The 26,357-nt window shown below is 72.4% G+C and carries 17 protein-coding genes and 1 pseudogene; 17 read left to right on the forward strand and 1 reads right to left on the reverse strand.

Translation table 11 applies throughout. The annotated features are described in order from the left end of the window. Window positions 1-105: 105 nt before the first annotated feature. From lysA to ABZU32_RS03310, 5 genes are all read left to right on the forward strand, one after another. On the forward strand, window positions 106-1,488 hold the full coding sequence (gene lysA, locus ABZU32_RS03290) for a diaminopimelate decarboxylase (protein ID WP_354916469.1): 1,383 nt from the start codon (window positions 106-108) through the stop codon (window positions 1,486-1,488). Beyond that, entirely contained in the window at window positions 1,485-2,903 is a 1,419-nt protein-coding gene (locus tag ABZU32_RS03295; protein ID WP_354841788.1) for a homoserine dehydrogenase, read from the forward strand. Before lysA ends, ABZU32_RS03295 begins: the two co-directional genes overlap by 4 nt. A gap of 135 nt (window positions 2,904-3,038) precedes the next feature. After that, complete coding sequence (locus ABZU32_RS03300; protein ID WP_354916472.1) at window positions 3,039-4,313, forward strand: family 2 glycosyl transferase; 1,275 nt, start codon at window positions 3,039-3,041, stop codon at window positions 4,311-4,313. Between the two features lie 43 nt (window positions 4,314-4,356). Further along, the gene (locus ABZU32_RS03305) at window positions 4,357-6,267 is read left to right on the forward strand and encodes a glycosyltransferase (protein WP_354916475.1); all 1,911 of its coding nucleotides are present in this window, start codon (window positions 4,357-4,359) and stop codon (window positions 6,265-6,267) included. A 352-nt stretch (window positions 6,268-6,619) separates the two neighbouring features. Next, the gene (locus ABZU32_RS03310) at window positions 6,620-8,290 is read left to right on the forward strand and encodes a glycosyltransferase (RefSeq protein WP_354916478.1); all 1,671 of its coding nucleotides are present in this window, start codon (window positions 6,620-6,622) and stop codon (window positions 8,288-8,290) included. Between the two features lie 44 nt (window positions 8,291-8,334). Here ABZU32_RS03310 and ABZU32_RS03315 read toward each other — a convergent pair whose 3' ends face one another. Then, window positions 8,335-9,363: a methyltransferase domain-containing protein gene (locus ABZU32_RS03315; protein WP_354916481.1), complete on the reverse strand. Its 1,029-nt coding sequence runs from the start codon at window positions 9,361-9,363 to the stop codon at window positions 8,335-8,337. Between the two features lie 302 nt (window positions 9,364-9,665). On the opposite strand from ABZU32_RS03315, the gene thrC reads away from it, so the two are divergent. The 12 genes and pseudogenes from thrC to glyA all read left to right on the forward strand — a co-directional run bounded on the left by thrC (window position 9,666) and on the right by glyA (window position 26,340). After that, entirely contained in the window at window positions 9,666-10,724 is a 1,059-nt protein-coding gene (gene thrC, locus ABZU32_RS03320) for a threonine synthase (protein ID WP_354841803.1), read from the forward strand. Window positions 10,725-10,993: 269 nt separating this feature from the next. Then, a complete protein-coding gene (thrB, locus tag ABZU32_RS03325; protein ID WP_354916635.1) occupies window positions 10,994-11,932 on the forward strand; it encodes a homoserine kinase in 939 nt (312 codons plus the stop codon). 451 nt (window positions 11,933-12,383) lie between these two features. Further along, on the forward strand, window positions 12,384-14,492 hold the full coding sequence (rho, locus tag ABZU32_RS03330; RefSeq protein ID WP_354916484.1) for a transcription termination factor Rho: 2,109 nt from the start codon (window positions 12,384-12,386) through the stop codon (window positions 14,490-14,492). A gap of 735 nt (window positions 14,493-15,227) precedes the next feature. Continuing rightward, window positions 15,228-16,520 (forward strand): sensor domain-containing protein, encoded by a 1,293-nt coding sequence (locus ABZU32_RS03335; RefSeq protein ID WP_354916487.1) that lies wholly within the window; start codon window positions 15,228-15,230, stop codon window positions 16,518-16,520. 279 nt (window positions 16,521-16,799) lie between these two features. After that, a complete protein-coding gene (locus ABZU32_RS03340; protein WP_354916489.1) occupies window positions 16,800-17,447 on the forward strand; it encodes a response regulator transcription factor in 648 nt (215 codons plus the stop codon). Window positions 17,448-17,999: 552 nt separating this feature from the next. Continuing rightward, a complete protein-coding gene (rpmE, locus tag ABZU32_RS03345) occupies window positions 18,000-18,218 on the forward strand; it encodes a 50S ribosomal protein L31 (protein WP_354841816.1) in 219 nt (72 codons plus the stop codon). 120 nt (window positions 18,219-18,338) lie between these two features. Then, on the forward strand, window positions 18,339-19,391 hold the full coding sequence (gene prfA / locus ABZU32_RS03350; RefSeq protein ID WP_354916492.1) for a peptide chain release factor 1: 1,053 nt from the start codon (window positions 18,339-18,341) through the stop codon (window positions 19,389-19,391). Window positions 19,392-19,473: 82 nt separating this feature from the next. Then, window positions 19,474-20,328, forward strand: coding sequence for a peptide chain release factor N(5)-glutamine methyltransferase (gene prmC, locus ABZU32_RS03355; protein ID WP_354916496.1), 855 nt, complete (start codon window positions 19,474-19,476; stop codon window positions 20,326-20,328). Between the two features lie 58 nt (window positions 20,329-20,386). After that, window positions 20,387-21,019, forward strand: a pseudogene (locus ABZU32_RS03360) (L-threonylcarbamoyladenylate synthase); the annotation flags it as partial. Window positions 21,020-21,693: 674 nt separating this feature from the next. Continuing rightward, window positions 21,694-23,856, forward strand: a complete 2,163-nt coding sequence (locus ABZU32_RS03365; RefSeq protein ID WP_354916499.1) for a hypothetical protein — start codon at window positions 21,694-21,696, stop codon at window positions 23,854-23,856. 16 nt (window positions 23,857-23,872) lie between these two features. After that, the gene (locus tag ABZU32_RS03370) at window positions 23,873-24,250 is read left to right on the forward strand and encodes a hypothetical protein (RefSeq protein ID WP_354841827.1); all 378 of its coding nucleotides are present in this window, start codon (window positions 23,873-23,875) and stop codon (window positions 24,248-24,250) included. A gap of 866 nt (window positions 24,251-25,116) precedes the next feature. Beyond that, window positions 25,117-26,340, forward strand: a complete 1,224-nt coding sequence (glyA, locus tag ABZU32_RS03375) for a serine hydroxymethyltransferase (RefSeq protein WP_354841830.1) — start codon at window positions 25,117-25,119, stop codon at window positions 26,338-26,340. Window positions 26,341-26,357 lie beyond the last annotated feature (17 nt).

Raw genomic sequence — 26,357 nt, forward strand, 5'->3', positions numbered from 1 at the left:
AGTGGTACGCCTTGCGGCCTGTCGCGCGGAAGATCTTCCTTATCGCCGTCTCGCCAGGTGGGCACAGGGCGCGGTGGGATCACAGGGTCGGATAGCCTCGTTCGGGTGAGTCGATTCGCCCATCCCGCCGGTGACCGGCACGCCGAAGTGCTGCCCGAGGAGCGCCCTCCGCAGGCCCCCGCCGACCTGAACACGCTCGCCCCCACCATCTGGCCGCGAACGTCCGGCCGCGCGGACGGGGCCGTCACGATCGCCGGCGTGGACGTCCGCGACCTGGCCCGTGAGTACGGCACCCCTCTCTACATCGTGGACGAGGACGACTTCCGCTCCCGGTGCCGCGACTACAAGGCGGCCTTCCCCGGCGACGACGTCTACTACGCGGGCAAGGCGTTCCTGTGCAAGGAGGTCGCCCGCTGGGTCGACCAGGAGGGCCTGGGCCTGGACGTCTGCAGCGGCGGCGAACTGGCCGTGGCGCTCAGCGTCGGCTTCCCGCCCGAGCGCATCGCCCTGCACGGCAACAACAAGTCCTACGCCGAGCTCAAGCGGGCGCTGTCGGTGGGCGTCGGGCACATCGTCGTCGACTCCTTCCAGGAGATCGCCCGCGTCGGCTACCTCGCCGAGGAGCTGGGCGTCCGTCCCAAGATCCAGATCCGGGTCACCACGGGCGTCGAGGCGCACACGCACGAGTTCATCGCCACCGCCCACGACGACCAGAAGTTCGGCCTGTCGCTCAACAGCGGCGCGGCGGCCGAGGCCGTCCGCCGCATCCTGGCGCTGCCGCAGCTCGAACTGGTCGGCCTGCACTCCCACATCGGCTCCCAGATCTTCGACACGGCGGGCTTTGAGGTGGCGGCCCGGCGCCTGGCCATGCTACTGACGCAGATCAAGGACGAGCACGGCGTCGTCCTGCCCGAGCTCGACCTCGGCGGCGGCTACGGCATCGCCTACGTCGACGGCGACGACGCGCCCGACATCAAGGTCGTGGCCGACAACCTGCGCATGATCGTGACCCGGGTCTGCGAGGACGCCGGCCTGCCCGTCCCCCGGCTCACCGTCGAGCCGGGGCGGGCCATCTCGGGGCCGGGCGGCATCACGGTCTACGAGGTCGGCACGGTCAAGGACGTCGAAGGGCTGCGGTCCTACGTCAGCGTCGACGGCGGCATGAGCGACAACCTGCGCACCGCCCTGTACGGGGCCGAGTACACCTGCGTGCTCGCCTCGCGCGCCAGCGACGCGGCCCCCATGCTGTCGCGCGTGGTCGGCAAGCACTGCGAGAGCGGCGACATCGTGGTGCGCGACGTGTGGCTGCCGAAGGACGTCGCCGCCGGCGACCTGCTCGCGGTGCCGGCGACCGGCGCGTACTGCCGCTCGCTCGCGCACAACTACAACTACCTCCTCAAGCCCGCCGTGGTGGCGGTCAAGGACGGCGAGTCACGCGTCATCATGCACAGGGAGACCGAGGACGACCTGCTGAGGGGGCAAGTATGAAACCGGTCGAGCCCGAGGGGCCACAGGGATCCGGCGCGGCGGCCACGCCCGGCGCGGAGGTCCCGGCCGCCCCGGGGGCCCGGGGCAGGCACGAGAGGCCGGGCGATCCCGGCGAGCCGCGCACGCCGCTGAAGGTCGCGCTGCTCGGCTGCGGCGTCGTCGGCTCCCAGGTGGTGCGGCTGATGCACGAGCAGGCCGACGACCTCGCCGCCCGCATCGGCGCGCCGCTCGAACTGGCGGGCGTCGCGGTCCGGCGGCTCGCCCGCAAGCGCGACGGCGACGTCGACCCCGCCCTGCTCACCACCGACGCCGAGGCCCTGGTGGCCAGGGACGACATCGACATCGTCGTGGAGGTGATCGGCGGCATCGAGCCGGCCCGGTCGCTGATGCTGGCCGCCATGTCCGGCGGCAAGTCGATCGTCACCGCCAACAAGGCCCTGCTCGCCGAGGACGGCGCCACCCTCCACGGCGCGGCCGGGCGGCACGGCGTCGACCTGTACTACGAGGCCAGCGTGGCCGGGGCGATCCCGCTGCTCCGGCCGCTGCGCGAGTCCATGGCGGGCGACCACGTCCGCCGCGTGCTCGGCATCGTCAACGGCACCACCAACTACATCCTCGACAAGATGGACTCCACGGGCGCCTCGTTCAGCGACGCCCTGGACGAGGCCCAGTCGCTCGGGTACGCCGAGGCCGACCCGACCGCCGACGTCGAGGGCTTCGACGCCGCCGCCAAGGCCGCCATCCTGGCCGAGCTGGCCTTCCACAGCCGCGTGACGGCCGCCGACGTGCACCGCGAGGGCATCACCGAGATCACCGCGACCGACGTCGCGAGCGCCAAGGCCATGGGCTACGTCATCAAGCTGCTGGCGATCTGCGCCAGGTCCGACGACGGCCGCTCGGTCGGCGTGCGGGTGCACCCGGCGATGATCCCGAGGAGCCACCCGCTCGCCGGGGTCCGCGAGGCCTACAACGCGGTCTTCGTGGAGGCGCGCTCCGCCGGGCAGCTCATGTTCTACGGCAAGGGCGCGGGCGGCGCGCCGACGGCGTCGGCGGTGCTCGGAGACCTGGTCGCCGTGGCCCGCAACCGCCTGGCCGGCACCCACGGCCCCCAGGCGTCCACCTACGCCGACCTGCCGGTCCATCCGATGGGCGAGACGGTCACCCGCTACCACGTGTCGCTGGACGTCGCCGACAAACCCGGCGTGCTCGCCACGGTCGCCGACATGTTCGCCAAGCACGACGTGTCCATCCAGACCGTGCGCCAGGAGGGGCACGGCGACGACGCCCAGCTCGTCCTGGTCACCCACCGGGCCAGTGACGCCGCGCTTTCGGCCACAATAGACGGGCTGCGCGAGCTCGACATCGTCAGAGGCGTGACGAGCGTGATGCGCGTCGAGGGCGACGACACGCCCTGACCCGGGCCCGCCCGGGGACGCCGCTCCGCGCATCCTCGCGGGACCTCGGCGCCGTGCGGCGCCCCTGTCCCGCGCGGTCCTGGGCGTCTTTCCCCCCGCCGCCCCCGGCGGGGCCGGCAGTTGAAAGGTGAGGCCTTGGCAGAGGGCGACCCGACACCGCTCGGCTACGTGCGGACGCCGACGGCCGATCCCGGCGAGCTGTCGTTCTCGGGCGCCCGGCCGGTGCTCGCCGGACGGCCCGCCGCCGCGCCGCTGACCGCGGCCGACATCGTGCCGCTCCGCGCCCTCCCGGGCCTGCGCGTCCGCTGGCCGCAGGCCGTGGGCACCGCGGAGGCGTCCGCGACGGGCCCGGCCACGGCGTCCGGGCCGCCGGGCGCGACCGAGGCCGCGGGAGTGCTGGAGACGATCCGCGCGCTGGCCCGCGCGGGCGTGCCCCTCCACGCGGACGACGCGCCCGCCTGGATGCAGCAGGCCGATCCCGGCCTCGCCGCGCTGCTCACCTCCTGGGCGCCGGGCCCGCGCGACCCCTCGGTGGGCTCGGTGAGCGATCTGCGCAGGGAGGAGCACAGCCTCCGCCTGCGGCGCCACGCCCTGCGCCACGGCAACGACGGGACGGCGGGGGCGCGCGGCTCCGCGCCCACGGCGCCGGCCGCGTCGGCCCCCCTCGCGATGCCGCCCGCGCCGGCCGTCCCTGCAGCGACGCCCGCGCCGGCTCTGCCGACGGTGAGCGTCGTGATGTCGAGCAAGCGGCCCGCCCTGCTCGCCTCCGCGCTCGCCCAGATCGCGCGACAGCGGCACGTCCAGGTCGAGGTCCTGCTGGGGCTGCACGGCGTCCCCGCCTCCCACCAGGACGTGCGCCGCGCCGTCGCCGGGTTCCCCCTGCCGCTGACCCTGGTGGAGGCCGACGAGGCCACGCCGTTCGGCCAGGTGCTGCACGAGGTGGCGGCCAAGGCGGGCGGCGACGACATCGCCAAATGGGACGACGATGACTGGTACTCCCCGGAGCACCTCGCCGACCTGCTCATGGCCCGCGCCTACAGCGGGGCCGACATCGTGGGCACCGCCGCCGAGTTCTTCTACCTGGAGCCGCTGAAGGTCACCGTGCGCCGCACCGACTACACCAGCGAGGTCTGGTCGGACCACGTGGCCGGCGGTACCATCTTCCTCGCTCGTGAGAAGTACCACGAGATCGGCGGGTTCGAGGGGGTGTCGCGGGGGGTGGACGCCCAGCTCCTCAAGACCGCCCACGCCGCCGGAGCCCGCATCTACCGCACCCAGGGGCTCGGCTACGTCCTGCGCCGCGCGCTCGCCGCCGGCCACACCTGGCAGCTGCCCCTCGCGCACTTCCTGCGCGTCTCGGCGAACCAATGGCGCGGCTTCCGGCCGAGCCGCATCCTGGAGACGCAGTGACCCGTCCCGGCGGCCCCGTGCCCCGCCACTTTCTGGGAACCCGATGAGCGGCCAGACCCTGCGCCCCGACGACACGGCGCCCGCGGCGGCCGGTCCGGCGGTCCCGCGCGTCCGCGGCAACGACTACACCGTGCTCGACCCGCCCGCGCTCGGCGCGTGGACGCCGAGCCTTCGCGTCAGCGTCGTCGTGCCCGCCTACAACGGCCAGGACAAGCTCGATCTCGTCCTCGCCGGGCTGGCCGCGCAGACCTACCCCGGCGAGCTCACCGAGGTCGTCGTGGTGGACAACGGCAGCAGCCCGCCGCTGCGCCTGCCGGAGATCCGTCCGGGCGACACCCGGCTGGTCGTCTGCGAGGTCCCCGGCCGGGCCGACGCCCGCAACGCCGGCCTTGCCGCCGCCACCGGCGACGTCGTCCACTGGCTCGACTCCGACGTGGTCCCGGACCGGCACGAGGTGGAGGCGCACATGCGCTGGCACCACCTCGCCCCCTACCTCGTCGTCACCAGCTACCTCAGGTTCACCACGGCCCCGCTGCCCGATCCCGGGGCGGTGGCGGCCACCGCCGACCTGTCCGCCCTGTTCGAGCCCGCCGAGCCGCACGAGTGGCTGGTCGATCTGGTGCAGCGCACCAACGGGCTCACCGACACCCCCAACCGGGCCTTCAGCCTGCACGTCGGCGGGGCGACCTCGGTGGCCCGCCGGCTGATCGACGCGGCCGGCCCCATGGACGAGGAGCTCATCCTCGGCCAGGACACCGAGATGGGATACCGCCTCGCGCAGGCCGGCGCGGTGTTCGTCCCCGAGCCGCTCGCCCGGGGCTACCACCTCGGCCCGTCGATGCGCATGCGCGACAAGCAGCCCATCGACCGGGTCAGCCACGCCCTGATCGGCGACCGCATCCCGCAGTACCGCTGGCTCCGCGCCCACCCCGCGCGCCAGTGGAAGGTGCCGTACCTGGAGGTCGTGGTCGAGGCCGCCGGGTACGAGGACACCCGGGCCACCGTGGACGCCGTCCTGTCCGGCACCCTGCCGGACGTGTCGGTGCTGGTCACCGGGCCCTGGGACACGCTGGAGCCCGAGCGCCGCGCGCCGCTCACCGATCCCCGCCTGGACCTCGCGCTCATCCTCGGCCACTACGCCCATGACGGCCGCGTGCGGTTCGCCTCGGGCGGCGCCCCGCGCGTGGCGCCGTTCCGGCTGTGCCTGCCGGCCGGGTGGGTGCCGGAGGAGGACACGCTGGCCAAGCTGCTCGACCTGGCGGTGGACGACGGGCACGGCCTGGTCGGCGTGCTGCTCGCCGAGACCCCCGAAGAGCTGGCCACGGCACGCCTGGAGCGCCGCGCCGCCTTTGCCCGCGCCGCGCTCGTCCTGGCCGCCGAGCCCTCCTCCACCCTCGCGGGTCCCGCCATGGACGACCTGGTGGACGACCTGGTGGACGAGGTCTACGGCGCGCTGTGGATCGACGGCGAGACGCTCGGGTTCGTCCCCGCGTCCCAGGCCGTGCCCGCCAGGGGACGCCGGATGGCCTACCGCGCCCGGCTGGAGACCGAGGCCGAGGTGGTCAGGCTGACCAAGGAGGCCGAGCGGCTGCGCGGGCAGGTCGCCAAGTGGCGCGAGGAGGCGGGACGCTGGCGCAAGAGCGCCGTCGACCTGCGCAGGGAGGTCGGCGGGCTGCGCCGGGAGGTGGCCAGGCTCAAGGCGGGCCGGCTGCGCACCATGATCAAGCGCATCTCCGTGCGCCGCGCCGCCCAGGCCCCGAGCGAGCCGCTGAACGGCCCGTCGTCGCCCGTGACGATCCCCGGCGAGCCCCCGAACGGCACGGGGAGCGAACAGGCGGGCGGCGCTTCGGGCGTGCGGGGAAAGACCGATGGCGTTCCTGGCACAGGCGTGAAGGCGAACGGCGCCGCGGATGCGAGCGGCAAGACCGACGGCGCTACGGGCGCGGGCGGGTAGCCGGACGGCGCGTCGGCCGGGTGGGCGGACGGCGCTTTGAGGGAGCGGCTGGGTGGACGGCGCTTTCAGGGCGAGCGGGAGGCGGACGGCGCGTCGGGTGGGGGAGCGGACGGCGGGCCGGGTCGCCGTGATCGGCCGGAGGCCGCCGACGCGACGAGGGTGGCGCCCCGGAGGTCCACTCGGAGGCGGCCGGCGCGGTAAGGGCGCATGTCAGACGGCGCGGGCCGCGCATGATCCGCGCAGGCGGGGAAGACCGGCAGGTGACCGCGCCACGGGCCTCTCATGAACCTCCCAGCTTGTTTGGGTAATGTCGGCTCCGGCGGCGAACGGAACCGACGAAGGAGCGATCATCTTGACCGCCTCCACGAACGTGACCGGTGATGGCGGTGAAGGCTCGGCCTCCCCGAACGGCGGCGGCGGTCCCGCGCGGCCGGTGATCCGGCACAACGACTACTCGCCGCTCATCCCGCCGCCGCTCGGCGCGTGGACGCCGTCCCTGCCCGTGAGCGTGGTCATCCCCGCGTACGGCGGGCAGCACCGGCTCGATCTGACGCTCGCCGCCCTGGCCGCGCAGACCTACCCCTCCCACCTGATGGAGGTCGTCGTCGTCGACGACGGCAGCGAGCCGCCGCTGCGCCTGCCCGGCATCCGCCCCGAGCGCACCCGCCTGGTGCCCGGCGCCCCCGGCGGCTGGGGCATCGCGCACGCCATCAACACCGGCGCGCGCCTGGCCGAGGGCGAGATCGTCCAGCGCCTCGACTCCGACATGGTGATCTGCCGCGAGCACATCGAGGCGCTCATGCGCTGGCACCATCTGGCCGACTACGTGGTCACCATCGGCGCCAAGGTCTTCGTCGAGGAGCAGGCGCGCACCCCCGAGCAGGTGCACGCCGCCGTGCGCGACGGCGACTTCGACGGGCTGTTCGACCTGTCCACGGCCGTCCCGAGCTCCACGGAGGCGACGATCAGGCGGCTGGACGGGCTGCGGACCAGCAAGAACCCCTATCACGTCTGCACCGGGCCCACCGTCTCCTTCCGCCGCGCGTTGTTCGCGCGCGCCGGGGGTTTCGACGCGCGGGTCCTCAGGGGCGAGGACACCGAGTTCGCCTACCGGCTCGCCATGACCGGCGCCGTGTTCGTGCCCGACATGGAGGCGCGCGCCGTCCACCTGGGGCTGCCGGCCCAGCGCGTCGACACCGACACGACCGTCCGCGTCGTGGCCCCCTATCTGGCCCAGCGGGTCCCGCTGCGCCGCGACCTGCGCAAGGAGCCGGGCCGGCGCTGGCTGGTGCCCTACGTCGAGGTCGTCCTTGAGGCCGAGGGGCACGCCGAGCCGCGGGTGCGGGCCGCCGTGGCCGCGGCGCTCGGCGGCAGCCTGCCGGACGTGCGGGTCACGCTCGTCGCGCCGTGGGACCGGCTGACCGAGGGCCGCCACCGCGTGCTCGACGACCCCGACCTGGAGCTGCGGCTGGTCCGGGAGCAGTTCCGGCACGACGAGGGGGTGCTCCTCGCGTCGGCCCCGGCGCGGGACGCCGCGCCCGTCCCGTTCCGCTACACCGGGCCGGTGGAGGTGCCGCTGCACCGCCGCTCGCTCGAGGTCATGATCAGGATGATCAACGACAAGCGGGCCGGGCTGCTGGTCGTGGAGTTCCCCGACGGGAGAACGGCGCGCTTGGAGCGCACCGACGCCGTCAACCGCGCCCGCCTGCTCGCCGGCCCCGGCGACGACCTCGACGCGGTGATCGAGCGGACGCACGGCGTGCATCGCGCTCCCGCGGCCAAGTTCTGGCCGCCGGCGCCGGGCGATCGGCCGAGGACGCAACCCGGGAAGGCGGCCCCTTCGAGCGTCCCGGCGGACTCGTCCGCCCCGGCGTCATCGCCGTCGTCCCCTTCCGGGCCCCTGCCTTCGCAGGCCGCCGAGAAGCCGCCGTCCGGCGCTCAGCCGGCGAGCGCTCAGCCGTCGTCCCCGCCTCCGGCCGCGCGGAAGCTCGTCAACCGCATCCGGTCGCTCCGCGGCCGATGAGATCTTCGGTGCGGGGACGCCGGTCCGCGGACGCGCGGTACGGCTCAGGGTTCCGTCCGGCCGGGCAGGGCGCGCCGGGCGGACGGGGGAGAGCCGATCGCCACGGGGTGCTGCGCGGCCGGCGGGGCCTCGCGAACCGAGGAGTAACGCACCCGCCGGTAGGCCGTGATCAGGCGCCACGCCCGCGAGCGGCGCAGGCGCGCGATCAGTTCGCGGTACTCGGCGAGGCGGCCTTCCAGATGCCGCATCCGCTGCAGCAGGCGTGTCGCCTCGGCGCGCAACTGGGCGTTGCGGCCGAGCAACTCCTGCCCGGCGCGGGTCAGGGTGGCCTCGCGGTCGCTCAGTTCGGCGCACAGGGCGCGCAACTCGGCGATCTCGCCGTGCAGGTGCCGCTCGCGCTGGAGGAACGCTGTCTCGGCCCGGCTCAGCGCGAACCCCGGGGTGCCGCGCGGCTCGTCCCTGCGGACGGCGACCCCGGCGAGGTGGTGGCGCAGCACGGTCAGCTCGCGGATCTCGAACAGCGGTTCCACCAGGTGGCGCAGGCTGCCGTGGTAGAAGACCCGCCGCCGCTCGGCCTCGTCCTCCCCGGTGTCGCCCGGGTCCTCGGCGTGGTCGCCGACGGCGTGGGCGAGGCGCAGGACGGCCTCGTTCACGCCGTAGGGCACCGTGAAGACGAGCGTCGCGGCCGGGCGGAGGGTGCGGTGGAGGGCTTCGAGCACCTGGACGGGGTCACCGACGCGGTCGAGGATCTCCCCGGCCACGGCCGCGTCGAAGCTCTCGTCGGGAACGCCGTCCAGCGCGTGCCCATCCCCGACCTCGAACCCGACGCGCGCGGCGACGTCGGCGGACAGCCGGCCGGCGTGCCGGCGCGCTTCGGCGACCAGCCGCGGGTCACGATCGACGCCGGTCACCTTGTCGCCCCGCTCGGCGAGCAGGAACGACAGCTCGCCCTCGGCGCAGCCCAGGTCGAGGACGGAGACCGGGCGGCCGGGACGGCTCGCGGGCAGGTGGTCCAGGAGCCAGTGCAGGCGGTCGCGGTCGTCCCCGGCCCGGATTCTGCTCGCGGCGGTCACGGCGACGTTTTCCTTCCGGCATGGCGGGTCTTGCCCCAATTGTGAGGCAAAAGAGGTTAAAGAGACAGTGAGCTTTCCGGGGTTCTTCAGGGATGCGATATTGACCGCTACCCGGTGTATCCCTGGTGCACCTTGCCCGAGTATGGAAAGTGCGGCCGCCGGAGTGGTCCACCCTGTGGACAACAGGCGCGGGGGCGCCCGGCGCCTGCGTAGACTCGGTGCCTGATACCGCTGGTAGCGGGACCCCATGGTTACGCGCCGTCGTGCCCGCTCGAACCGGGCCGGGCGCGGGAGGAGTGACGATGCTCAGGGCTTGGCGTGGCCTTATCGAGGAATACCGTGACCGGCTCCCCGTGACCACGACGACGCCCGTCGTCACCCTGCTGGAGGGCGGCACGCCGCTGGTCCCGGCCAGGCGCGTCTCCGCGCTCACCGGCTGCGAGGTGTATCTCAAGGTCGAGGGCCTCAATCCCACCGGCAGCTTCAAAGACCGCGGCATGACCGTGGCCATCAGCAAGGCGCTCGAAGAGGGCGCCAAGGCCGTCATCTGCGCCTCCACCGGCAACACCAGCGCCTCCGCGGCCGCCTACGCCGTCCGGGCCGGGCTCACCTGCGCGGTGCTCGTGCCGCGCGGCAAGATCGCCATGGGCAAGCTGGCGCAGGCCCTGGTGCACGGCGCCCGCCTGCTCCAGGTCGACGGCTCCTTCGACGACTGCCTCGAGATGACGTGCAAGCTCGCCGAGAACTATCCGATCGCCCTGGTCAACTCGGTCAACCCGCACCGCCTCCAGGGGCAGAAGACCGCGGCGTTCGAGATCGTGGACGCCCTCGGCGACGCGCCGGACGTCCACTGCATCCCGGTGGGCAACGCGGGCAACATCTCCGCCTACTGGATGGGCTACCGCGAGTACGCCGAGAGCTCGGCGGCCACCCACACCCCGCGCATGCTGGGCTTCCAGGCCAAGGGGGCGGCGCCCATCGTCGACGGCGCCCCGGTCACCCATCCGCAGACGATCGCCACGGCGATCCGCATCGGCAACCCGGCCTCCTGGCATCTCGCAGAGGCCGCGCGCGACGAGTCCGGGGGCGACATCCAGGCCGTCACCGACCGCCAGATCGCCGCCGCGTACAAACTGCTCGCCCAGGAGGAAGGCGTGTTCGTCGAGCTCGCCTCGGCGACGAGCGTCGCGGGCCTGCTGCAGGCCCACGAGCAGGGGCTGGTCCGCCCGGGCCAGCGCGTCGTGTGCACCGTCACCGGCAACGGCCTGAAGGACCCCGACTGGGCGATCTCCGGCGCGCCCACCCCGCTCACCATCCCGGTCGACGCCTTCGCGGCGGCCGCCGCGCTCGAACTCGCCTGACACACCGGGCGCCGCCCCGAGACCCACCCGCCGGTGATCCGGCGGGTGGACTCTTCCGTCCACGTGGACCGGCCCCGCGAAGGGGCCGTTCCCATGCGACCCGCCGAGCGGTGACCGCACGGCCGCCCCGGCGGCGCCCCGGCGGCGGCCCCGCGGCGACCCGGGCGACCCGGCGGCGACCCGGGCGACCCGGCGGCGACCCCGCGGCGCATGACGCGCGGCGCGGTCGTATGATCGGCCGAGATCGACCCCATCCCTTGAGGAAACGCATGTCACCGAGCAGCACCGTCATGGTCCGCGTGCCCGCCACCAGCGCGAACCTCGGGCCGGGCTTCGACTCTCTGGGGCTCGCCCTGACCCTGTACGACGAGGTCGAGGTCTCGATCCTCGACGACACGCCGGGCGCCGAGGGGGACGCCCCGGGCGTCGAGGTCCACGTCGAGGGCGAGGGCGCGGGCGAGTTGGACACCGGCGAGGGCCATCTGATCGTCAGGGCCGTCCGTGCCACGCTCGATCTCGCGGGCGCGCCGCAGCCGCGGCGCCTGAGATTGCGGTGTCACAACCGCATCCCGCACGCGCGCGGCCTCGGATCCTCCTCGGCGGCCATCTGCGCCGGCATCCTCGCCGCCCGTGCGCTCGCCGCGCCCTCGCTCTCCGACGACGACGTCTTCGCGCTGGCCACGCGCATGGAGGGGCATCCCGACAACGTCGCGCCCTGCCTGTCAGGAGGGCTCACGATCGCGTGGAGCGACTTGTCCGGAACACCGCATAAGCTGGAACTGAGCCCGCATGGGGGCGTCCGACCTGTGGTGTGCGTGCCGAGAACCCGGCTCTCCACCGAGGAGGCGCGCGGGCTTCTGCCGAAGGACGTGCCGCACGCCGACGCGGCGGCCAACGCCGGACGCGCGGCCCTGCTGATCGCGGCGCTCACCCAGCGACCCGAGAGCGGGCTGTTGCTCGCCGCCACCGAAGACCGTCTCCACCAGGCCTACCGCGCGCCTGCGATGCCGGGCACCGCCGATCTGGTAGAACGTCTCCGCGTGGCAAGGGTTCCCGCCGTGGTCTCCGGAGCCGGTCCTACGGTTCTGGTGTTCGGAACGGCGGATACCCATGATTTGATCGCGTCGGAAGTGGGTAGTGACTGGCACATCCAGCCATTGGACGTCGATCGGTCCGGCGCGAGCGTTGAATCTCCCGAGACACGCTGATGCATCTTCGACCTTCAGGGAATAGCAGTGTGCGCTGGTGATGTTAGGCTGATAGCCGCACCAGATGCCCCCGTTGCGGGTGCGTGCTTGTCAGCCATACATCGCTGGATCGCGCCTTGGGTCGCAAGACACAGGCCGCACAGCGGGCTTCCCGAATTCATCGCCTCCGGTTGCTCCACATCCGGTTGGTGCGTCGAGGAGCGGCGTAATCGGGGACATGCGCGTTCGACTGACATCGACATCTGGTCGGCGGTAACCAGCCGGGGGGCGACCCCCGGGCCCCCAACGGCTCACGAATCTCGACGGTGACGGCCACGGGCCGGTTCGACGCACCGGTTTACCGACACCTTAGAGCTTCGTCCAGCCCGACCCGGTCTGTCCCGCCGGGTCGCACCACCGGGACGCCTGGCTGATCGTGGCCGACGCCCGACCCCTGGGAAGGACCTTTTAGTTGAGCGACACCACCGAACTCCTCTCCGACGCCCCCGGCGCAGCGCCGTCGGCCGCCGGCGACACCCCCACCCGCGCCGCGGCCAGGCCGCGCCGTCGCTCCGGCACCGGCCTCGCGGCCATGGTGCTGCCCGAGCTGCAGGCTCTCGCGTCGAGCCTGGGCATCAGCGGGACCGGACGGATGCGCAAGAGCCAGCTGATCGCGGCCATCCAGGAGAAGCAGGGCGTATCTGCTGAAGGTGCCTCCACCTCCGCCCCTGCCGCCCCGGCCGAGCCTGTCGCCGCCCCGGCTCCCGCGGTCGCCGCCGAGCCGGTGGCCGAGCGCCCGGCCCGTACCCGTCGGGAACGTTCCCGCCCCGCGCCGGTCGAGGCCGTCATCGAGACCCGCGAAGAGCGCGCTCCCGTGGCCGAGACGCAGGCTCCCGAGCAGGCCCCGGCCGCCCCGGCCGCCGTCTCCACGCCGGTCGAGGCCCCGCAGGCCGAGGGCCGTCCCGAGCGCGGCGAGTCCCGTCGTGAGCGCGGCGAGCGCCGCGGCCGTGGCGCCGACCGTCGTGACCGCGGGGACAACCGTCCCGACAACCGCAACGACAACAGCCGTCCCGAGCAGCGCGCCGCAGACGCGGGCGAGGCCCAGGGCCGCCGCGAGCCGACCCGCGATCAGACCCGCGACCGCGACCAGTCCCGTGACCGCGACCAGTCCCGTGACCGCGACCAGTCCCGTGACCGCGACCAGACCCGCGACCGCGACCAGACCCGCGACCGCGACCAGACCCGCGACCGCGACCAGTCCCGTGACCGTGACCGCGACCAGGGACGCCAGCAGACGCGCGACCAGGGTCGTGACCAGGGCCGCGATCAGGACCGTGACCTGCAGGGCGACGACGACCGCCGCGGACGCCGCGGCAGGTTCAGGGAGCGCAACCGCCGAGGGCGCGACCGTTTCGACAGCAACGAGCCCGTGATCGGCGACGACGACGTCCTGATCCCGATCGCCGGCATCCTCGACATCCTGGACAACTACGCGTTCGTCCGCACCAGCGGCTACCTGCCGGGCACCAACGACGTGTACGTCTCGCTCGCGCAGATCCGCCGCAACGGCCTGCGCAAGGGCGACGTCATCACCGGAGCGGTGCGCCAGCCCCGCGACGGCGAGCGCCGTGAGAAGTTCAACGCCCTGGTGCGGCTGGACACCGTCAACGGCATGGACCCCGAGCAGTCGCGCAACCGCCCCGACTTCTCCAAGCTCACGCCGCTCTACCCGCAGGAGCGTCTGCGGCTGGAGACCGACCCCAACATCCTGACGACGCGCATCATCGACATGGTGGCGCCCATCGGCAAGGGCCAGCGCGGTCTCATCGTCTCCCCGCCGAAGGCCGGCAAGACGATGGTGCTCCAGGCGATCGCCAACGCGATCACCCGGAACAACCCCGAGTGCCACCTGATGGTCGTCCTGGTGGACGAGCGTCCTGAAGAGGTCACCGACATGCAGCGGTCGGTGAAGGGCGAGGTCATCCACTCGACCTTCGACCGTCCCGCCGAGGACCACACCACCGTCGCCGAGCTCGCCATCGAGCGCGCCAAGCGGCTGGTGGAGCTGGGCCACGACGTGGTCGTCCTGCTCGACTCCATCACCCGCCTCGGCCGCGCCTACAACCTGGCGGCCCCGGCGTCCGGGCGCATCCTGTCCGGTGGTGTCGACTCCACCGCCCTGTACCCGCCCAAGCGGTTCTTCGGCGCCGCCCGCAACATCGAGAACGGCGGCTCGCTGACGATCCTCGCCACGGCGCTGGTCGAGACCGGCTCCAAGATGGACGAGGTCATCTTCGAGGAGTTCAAGGGCACCGGCAACGCCGAGCTGAAGCTCAACCGCTCCCTGGCCGACAAGCGCATCTTCCCCGCGGTGGACGTCGACGCGTCCGGCACCCGCAAGGAAGAGATCCTGATGTCCAGGGACGAGCTGCAGATCGTCTGGAAGCTGCGCCGCGTGCTGCACGCCCTCGACATGCAGCAGGCTCTGGAGCTGCTGCTGGAGAAGATGCGCGAGACGCAGTCCAACGCCGAGTTCCTGCTCCAGGTCCAGAAGACCACGGTCAGCTCCGACCGCGACTGACCCGGCCCGCCCCGCCCGGGCACGCCCACGTCACAGCCCGTCCCTGTCCGGCCCCGGCCGGGAGGACCGGCCTGCCGACCAGGGCCTCCCAGGGCGGGCGCGGCAACCGGCCGGACCACCCACCTCCGCCGCCCCGGAAACCTTCCGAGGGCGGCGGTCGTGTTCTCCCGCTCCCTCAGGTCCGTGTCGGTGACCCGATCCACCCGAGGGCGGCGGTTGTGTCGCCCCGCTCCGTCCGTGGCGGTGACCCGGTCACCTGTCGGCCCGAGGGCGGCGGTCGTGTTCTCCTTCTCCCTCAGGTCCGTGCCGGTACCCGGTCCACCCGAGGGCGGCGGTGGTGTTGCCTCGCTCCGTCTGTGGCGGTGACCCGGTCACCTGTCGGCCCGAGGGCGGCGGTGGTGTTGCCTCGCTCCGTCCGTGCCGGTGACCCGGTCAACCCGTCAGCCGAGGATGGCGGTGGTGTTCCCCGCTCCCTCTGGTCGTACCGGCTATCCGGTCCGCCCCTCAGCCCGAGGATCGCGATCGTGGTCTCCGGGTCCTCCCGCCCATGCCCGTACCGGCTCACCCATCCGCCTTATCGCCGATCGGCGCTCAGGTGCAGGGAGGGAGGTAGGGCTGGCCACACCCCACTCCTGGTGCCATCTCCATGGCGCCGAGCCCGCGGGCTTGGCAGGCTCTTTCCGTACGGCTGGACGGGCCGTCGCCGATGACGCGATTCGGATCGGAGGGCATGCCATGGCCGGCGAGACGGCGTCCGGGCGCCCGCCGTTGCGGCTGAGGGTGCCGCTCGGCGCGCGTGGCCCGCTCGGGCTGCTCGTCGATCCCCTCACCTGGCGCGCGGTGCCCTATCTGCTGCTCAGCATGTTCTGGGGCGTCACCTGGTTCGTCATCCTCCTGACCGGTCTGGCGCTCTCCTTCGCCACGGTGGCCATCTGGGTCGGCCTGCCGCTGCTGGTGTTCACCATGCTCGTCTGGCGGGGCGGTGCCATGCTCGAACGGCGGCTGCTCCGCCTGGCGTTCGGCGTGACCATCCGCGATCCCTACCAGCCCATGGCCGGCGGTGGTGTCCTGGCTCGTCTGCGCCGACTCTTCGCCGACCCCGCCACCTACAAAGATCTCGGCTATCTGTTCCTGCTGTTGCCCCTCGGGCTGGTCGAGTCGCTGGCGACGTTCACGCTGGGCGTCGTCTCCGGTGTGCTGATCACGCAGCCGATCCTGGTGCTGTTCGGCGTGCCCACCCGCGTCAGCGAGCGCCTTCTGATCGACACCCTGCCCGAGGCGCTGCCCTGGGTGCCGGCCGGGCTCGCCCTGCTCTGCGTGACGCTGTACGTCGTGCGGGGCATGGCGTGGATCCACGGCATGCTGGCCGGGGCGCTGCTCGGCGCGGGCGACGAGGCGCGGGTCAGGCACCTGCAGGCCAGCCGGGCCAGAGGTGTGGACGCCGCCGAGGCCGAGCGCCGCCGCATCGAACGCGATCTGCACGACGGCGCCCAGCAGCGGCTGCTGGCGGTGGTGCTCGATCTCGGCAGGGCGCAGGCGAAGTTCGACACCGAGCCCGACGAGGCACGCGGGCTGCTCGCGCAGGCCCACGCGGGCACCAAGGCCGCCATCGCCGAGTTGCGCGACCTGGCGCGCGGCATCTATCCGGCCATCCTCACCGACAGAGGCCTGGACGCCGCGCTGTCGGCGCTGGCCGCCCGGGCCCCGGTGCGGGTGACGGTCTCGGTGGACATCGCCGATCGCCCGCCCGCGGCCGTCGAGAGCATCGCCTACTTCATCGTCGCCGAGTCCCTGGCGAACATCGCCAAGCACTCGATGGCGACGGAGGCGTCGGTCTGGGTGGGGCGTCAGGAACAGCGGGTGGTGGTCGAGGTGCGCGACAACGGGGTGGGCGGTGCCGGGGCGCGGCCGGGCGGCGGCCTCGCGGGACTGGCCGACCGCGCGGCCACGATCGACGGCACGCTGACCGTCGAAAGCCCGCCGGGCGGCCCCACTCTCGTCCGCGCGGCCTTACCCTGCGAATGGTGACCTCCCCACCGATCAGTGCGGTCCACCGATCAGTGCGGTGCACCGACCGGCGCGGTGCACCGGCCCACGCGGTCCGGTGGCCGGCGCACTGGCGCCGACAGAGCCGGGTGGTACGTCACGAAGCGGGCGCGCGGGTTCGGCGCGGCGGGCCGACCGGCATGGCGGTGCGGGTTACTGCGGTGATCTCGGCTGCGCCGCCGCCAGGGCCGCCGCGGCCGCGGCCGGCGCCCCTTGAGGGGTCGTGCGGTCTGAGGTGAGGGTGAGGATGGAGGTGGACGGGTGCGGGTGGTGATCGCGGAGGACTCCGTGCTGCTGCGGGAAGGCCTGGTCAGGCTGCTCGGTGACGGCGGCATCGAGACCGTGGCCGCCGTGGGCGACGGGCCCGGGCTGGTCGAGGCCGTACGCGCGCACCGGCCCGATCTCGCGGTGGTCGATGTCCGCATGCCGCCGAGCCACACCGACGAGGGACTGCGCGCGGCGCTGGAGGCCCGGTCCGTGCTGCCTCGTCTTCCGGTGCTCGTGCTGTCGCAGTACGTCGAGGAGCGGTACGCCGCCGAGCTCATCGGGCGGAACGCCGCCGCGGTGGGCTATCTGCTCAAGGAGCGGGTCGCCGATGTGACCGAGTTCCTCGAGGCCGTCCGCCGGGTGGCGGGCGGCGGGACGGTCATCGACCCGGAGGTCGTGATCCAGTTGCTGAGCCGCCGGGGCGGCCACGAGCCCCTGGACTCGCTCACCGCCAGAGAGTCGGAGGTGCTGGCGCTGATGGCGGAAGGCCGGTCGAACAACGCGATCGCCGCGCGTCTCGGCATCAGCGACGGTGCGGTCGAGAAGCACATCTCCGGCATCTTCGGCAAGTTGGGCCTCGATCCCGCCCCCGATGACCATCGCCGCGTCCTCGCCGTCCTCGCCTACCTCCGCCGAGTCTGATCCCGGCGACCACCGCCACGCCGCTGCCGTGCTGGCCCTCTCCTGCGGGTCCGATGCCGGTGATCCGCCGCCGTGTCCTCGGCCACTCCTTTGATCCCGGCGACCACCGCCACGCCGCTGCCGTGCTGGCCCTCTCCTGCGGGTCCGATGCCGGTGATCCCGTCGCCGTGTCCTCGGCTCCTCGTGCCTGGCCGGACCTCATCCTGGCGGTTACGTTGCTCTTCGTTCGCCTGTCTTCGTCGTGTCGGGGGCCCAGCTGCGAGGGGTGACGGGGGCTGCGCTCGGCACTGTTACCGAGCTTTTGCGGTCCTGTGGGGGATTTGTGGGCAGCGGCGGGGTCCGGGGGCCTAGGCTCGGCGGGTCACCTGGGCCGCCCGGGGACAGGTGCCGGGTCCGGCCCTCGCCGGGGAATGCGCGATGGCCTGGCGAGGTTGGAGGATCTGGCACACTGGTAGCCGACCCAGTTCGGCGGTTCCGGTTCCCGCCCGTCCGCGTGTCACCTGACCGCGAGAGACCAAGGCGACCCGGCGGCCGCGCCAGAGAGGATTACAGATGAAGCCCGACATTCACCCGGACTATGTCACCACCCAGGTGACGTGCAGCTGTGGCAACAGCTTCACCACCCGCAGCACCGCCAAGAACGGCGTGATCCACGCCGACGTGTGCTCGGCCTGCCACCCCTTCTACACGGGCAAGCAGAAGATCCTGGACACCGGTGGCCGGGTGGCCCGCTTCGAGAAGCGTTTCGGCAAGAAGCCCGCGAGCAAGTAGCTCCGCGCCCGACGCCGGCTCGGCATCGCTCCCGCTCGCGGGAGCGATGCCCGGGTCGGCGTTCTTGGTAGAGGGCCCAGGTGGTGCAGCAAGCCGGTGGTGAAGGAAGAAGGACGCACGGTGAATCTCGACGAGTTGCTCAACGAGTATGCGGAGCTTGAGCAGAGGCTCGCCGATCCCGCTGTGCACGCCGACCAGAACCAGGCGCGCACCCTCGGCAAGCGCTACGCGCAGCTGACCCCCATCGTGTCGGCCTACCGCGAACTCGAGAACGTCCGCGACGACCTGCAGGCGGCCAAGGAACTCGCCGCCGAGGACGCCGCGTTCGCCGAGGAGGCCGTGCAACTGGAGGGCCGCGTCGCCCCGCTCGAAGAGCGGCTCAAACACCTGCTCATCCCGCGTGATCCCAACGATGACAAGGACATCATCATGGAGATCAAGGCGGGGGAGGGCGGCGAGGAGTCGGCGCTTTTCGCCGGCGACCTGCTCCGCATGTACCTGCGGTACGCCGAGCGCATCGGGTGGAAGGCCGAGATCATCGACGCCCAGCACTCCGATCTCGGCGGCTACAAGGACGTCACGGTCGCGGTGAAGGGCAAGGGCTCGGACGGCGTCTGGTCCCGTCTGAAGTACGAGGGCGGCGTCCACCGGGTCCAGCGCGTGCCGGTCACCGAGTCGCAGGGCCGCATCCACACCTCCGCGGCCGGCGTCCTCGTGTACCCGGAGGCGGAGGAGGTCGACGTCCAGATCGACCCCAACGACCTGCGCATCGACGTGTTCCGCAGCTCCGGCCCCGGAGGCCAGAGCGTCAACACCACCGACTCCGCGGTGCGCATCACCCACGTGCCGACCGGTGTGGTCGTCTCCTGCCAGAACGAGAAGAGCCAGCTCCAGAACAAGGAGTCCGCGCTGCGCATCCTGCGGGCGCGGCTGCTGGCGATCGCACAGGAGCAGGCCGACGCCGCGGCCTCGGCCGAGCGCAAGTCGCAGGTGCGCACGGTCGACCGCTCCGAGCGCGTCCGCACCTACAACTATCCCGAGAACCGCATCTCCGACCACCGCGTAGGTTTTAAGGCGTACAACCTCGACCAGGTGCTGGACGGTGACCTCTCCGCGGTCATCCAGGCCCTCACCGACGCCGAGATGGCCGAGAAGCTCGCGGCGCACTCCTGACCACGTGACCTCGCCCGCCCCGCCCCCCGGCACGCAGCCGGACGCGACCACGACACCGCCGACGCCCTTCACGAAAACTCCCATGACGCTGCTGATGGACGAGATAGCCCTCGCCACCGCCCGGCTCGCCGAGGCGGGGGTGCCCTCACCGCGCACCGACGCCGAGGAGATCGCCGCGTTCGTCCACGGCGTGCGGCGCGGCCAGCTCCACACGGTGCCCGATTCGGAGTTCGACGCGCTCTTCTGGGAGGGCATCGCGCGGCGGGAGGCCCGCGAGCCGCTTCAGCACATCACCGGCCGGGCCTACTTCCGCTACCTGTCGCTTGAGGTGGGCCCAGGGGTGTTCGTGCCGCGTCCCGAGACCGAGGTGGTGGCGGGCTGGGCCATCGACCGGCTCCGCGAGATGGACGTGGCATCGCCCCTCGTCGTCGACCTCGGCACGGGGTCGGGCGCCATCGCCCTGTCGATCGCGCAGGAGGTCGCCCTCGCGCAGGTGCACGCCGTCGAGGTCGATCCCGTGGCCTACGGGTGGGCGAAGCGCAACATCGTCGAGCACGGGCAAGGACGGGTCTCCCTGCACCCGGAGGACCTCGCCGACTGCCTTCCCGAGCTGAACGGCCAGGTGGATCTGGTCGTCTCCAACCCGCCCTACATCCCGCCGGGGGCTGTGCCGCGCGACCCCGAGGTGCGCGACTACGACCCCTCGCGGGCCTTGTACGGCTCGGGGGAGGACGGACTGGACGAGGTCCGGGCCGTCGAGCGCACGGCCCGGCGCCTGCTGCGGCCGGGCGGCCTGGTCGCGGTGGAGCACGCCGACCAGCAGGGCTCGGCCGTCTATCTGGTGTTCTCGGAAGACCGCGGCTGGCGGGACGCGCGCGACCACGCCGACCTGGCCGGCCGCGACCGGTTCGTCACGGCCCGCTACGGCCAGGAATGATTGCGGGGCGGGGGATCCCGGCTCAGACCGGCCCGCCCACGTGGGAGGATGACAAGTCGTGAGCCGACGTTATGACTGTTCCACCGCCGAGCAGCGCGCCGCGGGCATCGCCGACGCCGCGTCCGCCATCCGGGCCGGTGAGCTGGTGGTGATCCCGACGGACACCGTCTACGGCATCGGGGCCGACGCCTTCACGCCCTTTGCCGTCAATGCCCTCCTCGAGGCCAAGGGCCGCGGCAGAGACATGCCCGTTCCCGTCCTGGTCGGCACCGTACGCGCCGCCACCGCCCTCATCGAGGACCTCGGCACCTACGGGCAGGACCTCATCGACACCTTCTGGCCCGGGCCCCTGACGATCATCTGCCGGGCGAGCCGCTCCCTCAACTGGGACCTCGGCGAGACCAAGGGCACCGTGGCGGTGCGCATGCCGCTGCACGTCGTCGCCCTTGAGCTGCTCAAGGAGACCGGTCCGATGGCGGTCAGCAGCGCCAACCGGTCGGGCGCGCCGCCCGCGACGACCGCCGCCGACGCCGAGGAGCAGCTCGGGGAGTCCGTCGCGGTTTATCTCGACGGCGGCGCCTGCGCCGACACCACGCCCTCGACGATCATCGACCTGACGACGGCCGTCCCGCGGGTGCTGCGCCAGGGCGCCATCCCGGTGGAGAAGCTGCGCGGCGTCATCGGGTACGTCGCCACCGACGCGGCCCCTGACACCGACGTCTCCGGCCTGACGGGCGCGCGGCAGGCTCTCGCCGAGGCCGCCGAGCCCACCGGCGATGCCGAGCCGGAAGACACGGCCAAGCCCGGCGAGATCGTCACATCCGACAAGACGGCGAAGCCCGACGACGCCGTCACGTCCGACGACGTCACCGCCGCGTCCGTTGAGACCGAGAAGCCCGGCGAGACCGTGAAGCGGGACGAGATCGCGAAGCCGGACGAGACGGTGAAGCCGGGCGACGGCGCCGAGGTCGAGGCGGCCGTCAGGCCGGAGGAGACCGTCGAGCCCGCAGAGACGGCCAAGTCCGGCCTGACCGCCAAGCCCGACGAGACCGTGAAGCCCGACGACACCCTCAAGAGTGACGACACCGCCAAGAGCGACAGGGCGATCACGGGTGGCGTGGAGACGCGCACGGGCGACGAAGGTCGGTCCGACAAGCGTCCGTGATGGCGGTAGCCGGGTTGTGACCGCTGTGACTCATGCCGTATGGCTATCGTGCGGGCTCGGGGTCGAGATGCCTCAGTAGCGTGAGGTGCGTCTGTGCTCTTGAGCGACGGCCGATGGCGAGAGAGCATGGCTGCGAGCGGGCGCGAGCCTTCTCTGGAGGCGCACCAGAGGAGCGGCGGTCACGACCACGGGAGACGCCCATGGGCAAGCTGGACGGAATGGACCCCAAGCTGGTCCGTGAGCTGTTGGCCGAAGTGGGGCGCGCGGGCAAGCAGATGCGCGGCGTCGAGGGCCGTGTCACCCAGCTGACCAGCGCCGCCGGCCTTTCCGTGCCGACCACGTACCGGCCGGCCCAGGTGGCGGACGCCGGCGAGGCGTTCGTCCGTGATGTCAGCGCCCGGGTCGTCCTGCTCGAGAAGAAGGTGAAGCAGAACGACACGGTGACCGGGCCCAAGAACATGGGCCAGAAGGCTCCCGACAAACACGACGACAAGAACGACAAGAACGACAAGAACGACAAGACCCATACCGCCGACCAGGACGGGCATCCCACGTCCGACAAGGGCGACAAGGACGACGCCCCCAAGGCCAAGAACGAGAAGGGCGGCCCGCCGAAGGTCGAGAAGATCGACAAAGACGACGCCCTCAAGCACGACAAGCACGACAAGAACGACGCGCCCAAGGCCGACAAGCACGATGCGCCGACGTCCGACACCCAGGACAAGACTCACAAGGTCGACACGCACCCCGACCAGCAGGACAAGACCGAAAAGCAGCAGCCGCCAAAGGCCGAAAAGCCCGACGCCACCCCACGGCACGACCCCGCGCCCAAGCACGACCCTGCGCCCAAGCATGACCCCGCGCCGAAACACGACCCCGCGCCCAAGCACGACCCCGCGCCGAAACACGACCCCGCGCCCAAGCACGACCCCGCGCCGAAACACGACCCCGCGCCCAAGCACGACCCCGCGCCTAAGCATGACCCTGTGCCCAAGCACGACCCGACGCCCCGTGTGGATTCGGGGCCTCAGGGAGGCGAGCCGCAGTACATCGAGCCCACTGACGGCAATCCGCAGGCCGGCCCGGACAGCCAGTCTCCCCTCACTCCTCCCGAGCAGCCCGACACTCCCGACCAGCAGCCGCACGCGGTCGATCAGCGTCCCGACGCGCCACAGCACCAGTCGCCTGTCCAGGATCAGCCGCCCTCGACCCCCGACCAACAACCGGGTGCGCCGGACCAGCAGCCGCACACAGTGGATCAGCGGCCTGACGCGCCGCAGCAGCAGTCGCCCGGTCCCGATCAGCAGCCGGATGGCGTGCATCAGCAGCCGTCGGTTCCTGATCAGCAGCCGAGTGCGCCGGACCAGCAGCCGAACGCGGTCGATCAGCGCCCCGATGCGCCGCAGCAGCAGCCGAGTGCGCCGGATCAGCACCAGCCGTCGGCTCCGGATCATCAGCCGAACGCGGTGGATCAGCAGCCGTCGGTTCCTGATCAGCAGCCGAGTGCGCCGGACCAGCAGCCGAACGCGGTCGATCAGCGCCCCGATGCGCCGCAGCAGCAGCCGAGTGCGCCGGATCAGCACCAGCCGTCGGCTCCGGATCATCAGCCGAACGCGGTGGATCAGCAGCCGTCGGTTCCTGATCAGCACCAGCCGTCGGGCCTTGATCAGCAGCCGCATGGGGTGGATCAGCGGCCTGATGCGCCGGGGCAAGGGCCGGATGTGGGGGATGGGCAGCTTGATACACCTAAGGTGGACAATCCTCATGACATCGACACCTCGCAGGAACGGACGCGGGTGATCGACGTCGACGGGGTGCGTGTCGTCGAGGTGACCATGAAGCCGCCGAGCGGGGAGTACCTGCGCTGGCTGGTGCAGAACATGGACAAGATCCCGCCGATGGACCAACCGGTGATCGTGCCGCCGGACGGGGCACACCCAGGGCATCCGCACCCGGATGGTCCTGTCGGCCACATCCAGCCCAACGAGCCGTCCGATACGGCCAAGCCGTCGGCGCCCCTTCCACCGGACTCGCCCGCCTCGTCCGCCGACGCCGCTTCGTCGGCGTCCTCCGGCAATTCCGGTCCGGCGGGTTCCGGGGTCGCCGAGAGTGGCCATGCGGCTCTACAGGGGCACGTGGAGCCGGGTGAGCATGTCCGGTCGGGTCTGTACTCCCCGTCGGAAGGTGAGGCCCGTTACGGCCATTTCAGCGCCCACGGAGGGCACGCCGCCACGTTCGCGGCCGGTGACCCTTACGAGAATGGGGCTGGTGACCCGTATGAGGACCAGGCCGGTAGCCCGTACGAGGACGGGGATTCCGGTTCGTCGTCGCGGGGCAGGTTCGATCCGTCGTCCGGTTCGTGAAGGAGGGCCGCCAGAGATGTACGCCGATCCCCCGGCTCCGCAGCCGCTCCAGCCCGGAGAGAGCCCGCCCGGCTCGGCCGACCCGTTCAGCCCGGACGGGCAGGCGACGAGCTGGCGGTTCAACCCCGAGTACCAGAAGCTCATCGACCTGTGGCAGCAGGTGATGCCGATGCTGGAGCAGCTCACCACCTCGCTGGACAAGGCGCAGCAGATGGCCCGCAGCAGGGATGTCTGGGACGCGCCGGTCGCCGAGCGCTACGTCCAGGACATGAGCGAGTGGCGCAACCGCCTGAGCATGTACCGCCAGTCGGTGCTCTCGGCGATCAGCGACCAGGCCGCGGACACTCCGCGCTGGGTCCCGGTCGCGGCCGGCGCCCCACACGCCTACAGCTGACCCGCTCGGTAGCCGACCCGCTCAGTTATTGCCCCGAGCATGCGTTCGATCCGGGTCTCGAATGACGCGGAGGCATGTGTCGCTCCGAGGCATGGGCTGATCGAGTCGGCGGTCCGCGCCGCGGCATCGGCTGATCCTGGCTGCCGCCCGATCCGCACTGCCGGGTGATTCGGAGTCGCCGGCGGTTCGGACCATCCGCCGGCCTACGCCATCGGCCGCTCAGAACCGCCGGCCGATCCGAACCGCCGGCCGAACCGAACCGCCGGCCGATCCGAACCGGGGGCCGATTCGAACCGGGGCCGATCCGAACCGCCGGTCGGTCGGGACGGCCGGCCGGTCCGGGCTCGGGGCCGGTCAGGACGAACGCCGATCCTCGGTGGGTGCGGATGGCGATGGGGGCGGGCTTACAGCCGGGCTTACAGTGGGGAGATCGGTGTCCTTACCACGCACGGGTCCGTGCGAGGGGAAGGAGTGGTGAGCCAGCCATGCACGCGAGACGGCCTGACCACGAATCACCCGGTCGGGGCGACCGCCCCGACCGCGACTCCGCACCGGATGCGCGCCCTGTCCAAGGCTTCGCCGCGAATGCGCGTCCGGATCGCGCCCCCGCCGACGACGCGCGTCCAGAGCGCGACCCCGCCGGCGACGCGGGCCTTGGCCGGGACCTTGTCGAGGATCCGGGCTCTGGCCGTGACTCGGCCGCGGATGCGCCTCCCGGTCGCGCCCCAGCCGACGATGCGCGTTCTGAGCGCGATCCGTCGCAAGGGGGAGGTGGCTCTCGCGCTTCTGCTCAGGGTGGACGGGGTGACGGGTCTGTTCAGGGTGGACGGGGTGACGGGGAGTTCTACGGGCCCGACTTCGGGGAGTTGCGGCGGCGCGATCCGGAGATGGCGCAGGTGCTGCTCGACGAGCTCGACCGGATTCGCGGCGGGCTGCAGCTGATCGCCAGCGAGAACTACGCCTCGCCCGCCGTCATCGCGGCCCTCGGGTCCACGCTGACCAACAAGTACGCCGAGGGCTACCCGGGCAGGCGGTACTACGGCGGCTGCGAGGTGGTGGACCGGGCCGAGCTGCTGGCGATCGAGCGGGCGAAGGCGCTGTTCGGAGCAGATCACGTCAACGTCCAGCCGCATTCGGGCGCGTCGGCGAACCTCGCCGCGTACGCCGCGCTGCTCCGGCCGGGGGACACGGTGCTGGCGATGGCGCTGTCGCACGGCGGCCACCTCACCCACGGCTCCAAGGTGAACTTCTCCGGCCGCTGGTTCGACGTGGTGGCCTACGGGGTGCGGCGCGACACCGAGATGATCGACTACGACGAGGTCCGCGATCTCGCGCTGCGGCACCAGCCAAAGATGATCATTTGTGGCGCCACGGCCTACCCGCGGCTCATCGACCACGCGGTGTTCCGCGGGATCGCCGACGAGGTGGGCGCGTGGTTGCTGGTGGACGCCGCGCACACCATCGGCCTGGTGGCAGGCCGGGCGGTGCCCTCGCCCGTCCCGCACGCCGACGTGGTGACGTTCACGACGCACAAGGCGATGCGCGGGCCGAGGGGCGGCGGCATCCTGTGCACCTCCGAGCTGGCCTCGCGCATCGACCGGGCGGTCTTCCCCTTCACCCAGGGCGGCCCGCTGATGCACGCGGTCGCCGCCAAGGCGGTGGCGTTCGGGGAGGCGCTGCGGCCGGAGTTCCGGGCGTACGCCGCGCAGGTCATCGTGAACTGCCGCGCGCTGACCGACGCGCTGGCGGCCGAGGACATGCGCCCGGTGTCCGGCGGCACCGACACCCATCTGGCGCTCATCGACCTGCGCGGCGTCGGGGTGACCGGGGCGGCGGCCGAGCAGAGCTGCGCGCGGGCGGGCATCATCCTCAACCGCAACGCGATCCCCTACGACCCGGAACCGCCGACGGTGACCTCGGGCATCCGGGTCGGCACACCGTGCGTGACGACGCAGGGCATGGGGGTCAGCGAGATGAAGGAGATCGGATCGATGGTGGCGCAGGCCGTGCGTCATCCGGGTGCGATAGCGTCGGTGGCCGAGAGGGTGACGCAGCTCACGCGGGGTCACCCGGCATATCCACGTGGTTAATGTGCAGTTCTGTGTAA

It is taken from the genome of Sphaerisporangium sp. NPDC005288 (assembly GCF_040607475.1).
GTDB lineage: Bacteria > Actinomycetota > Actinomycetes > Streptosporangiales > Streptosporangiaceae > Sphaerisporangium > Sphaerisporangium rhizosphaerae.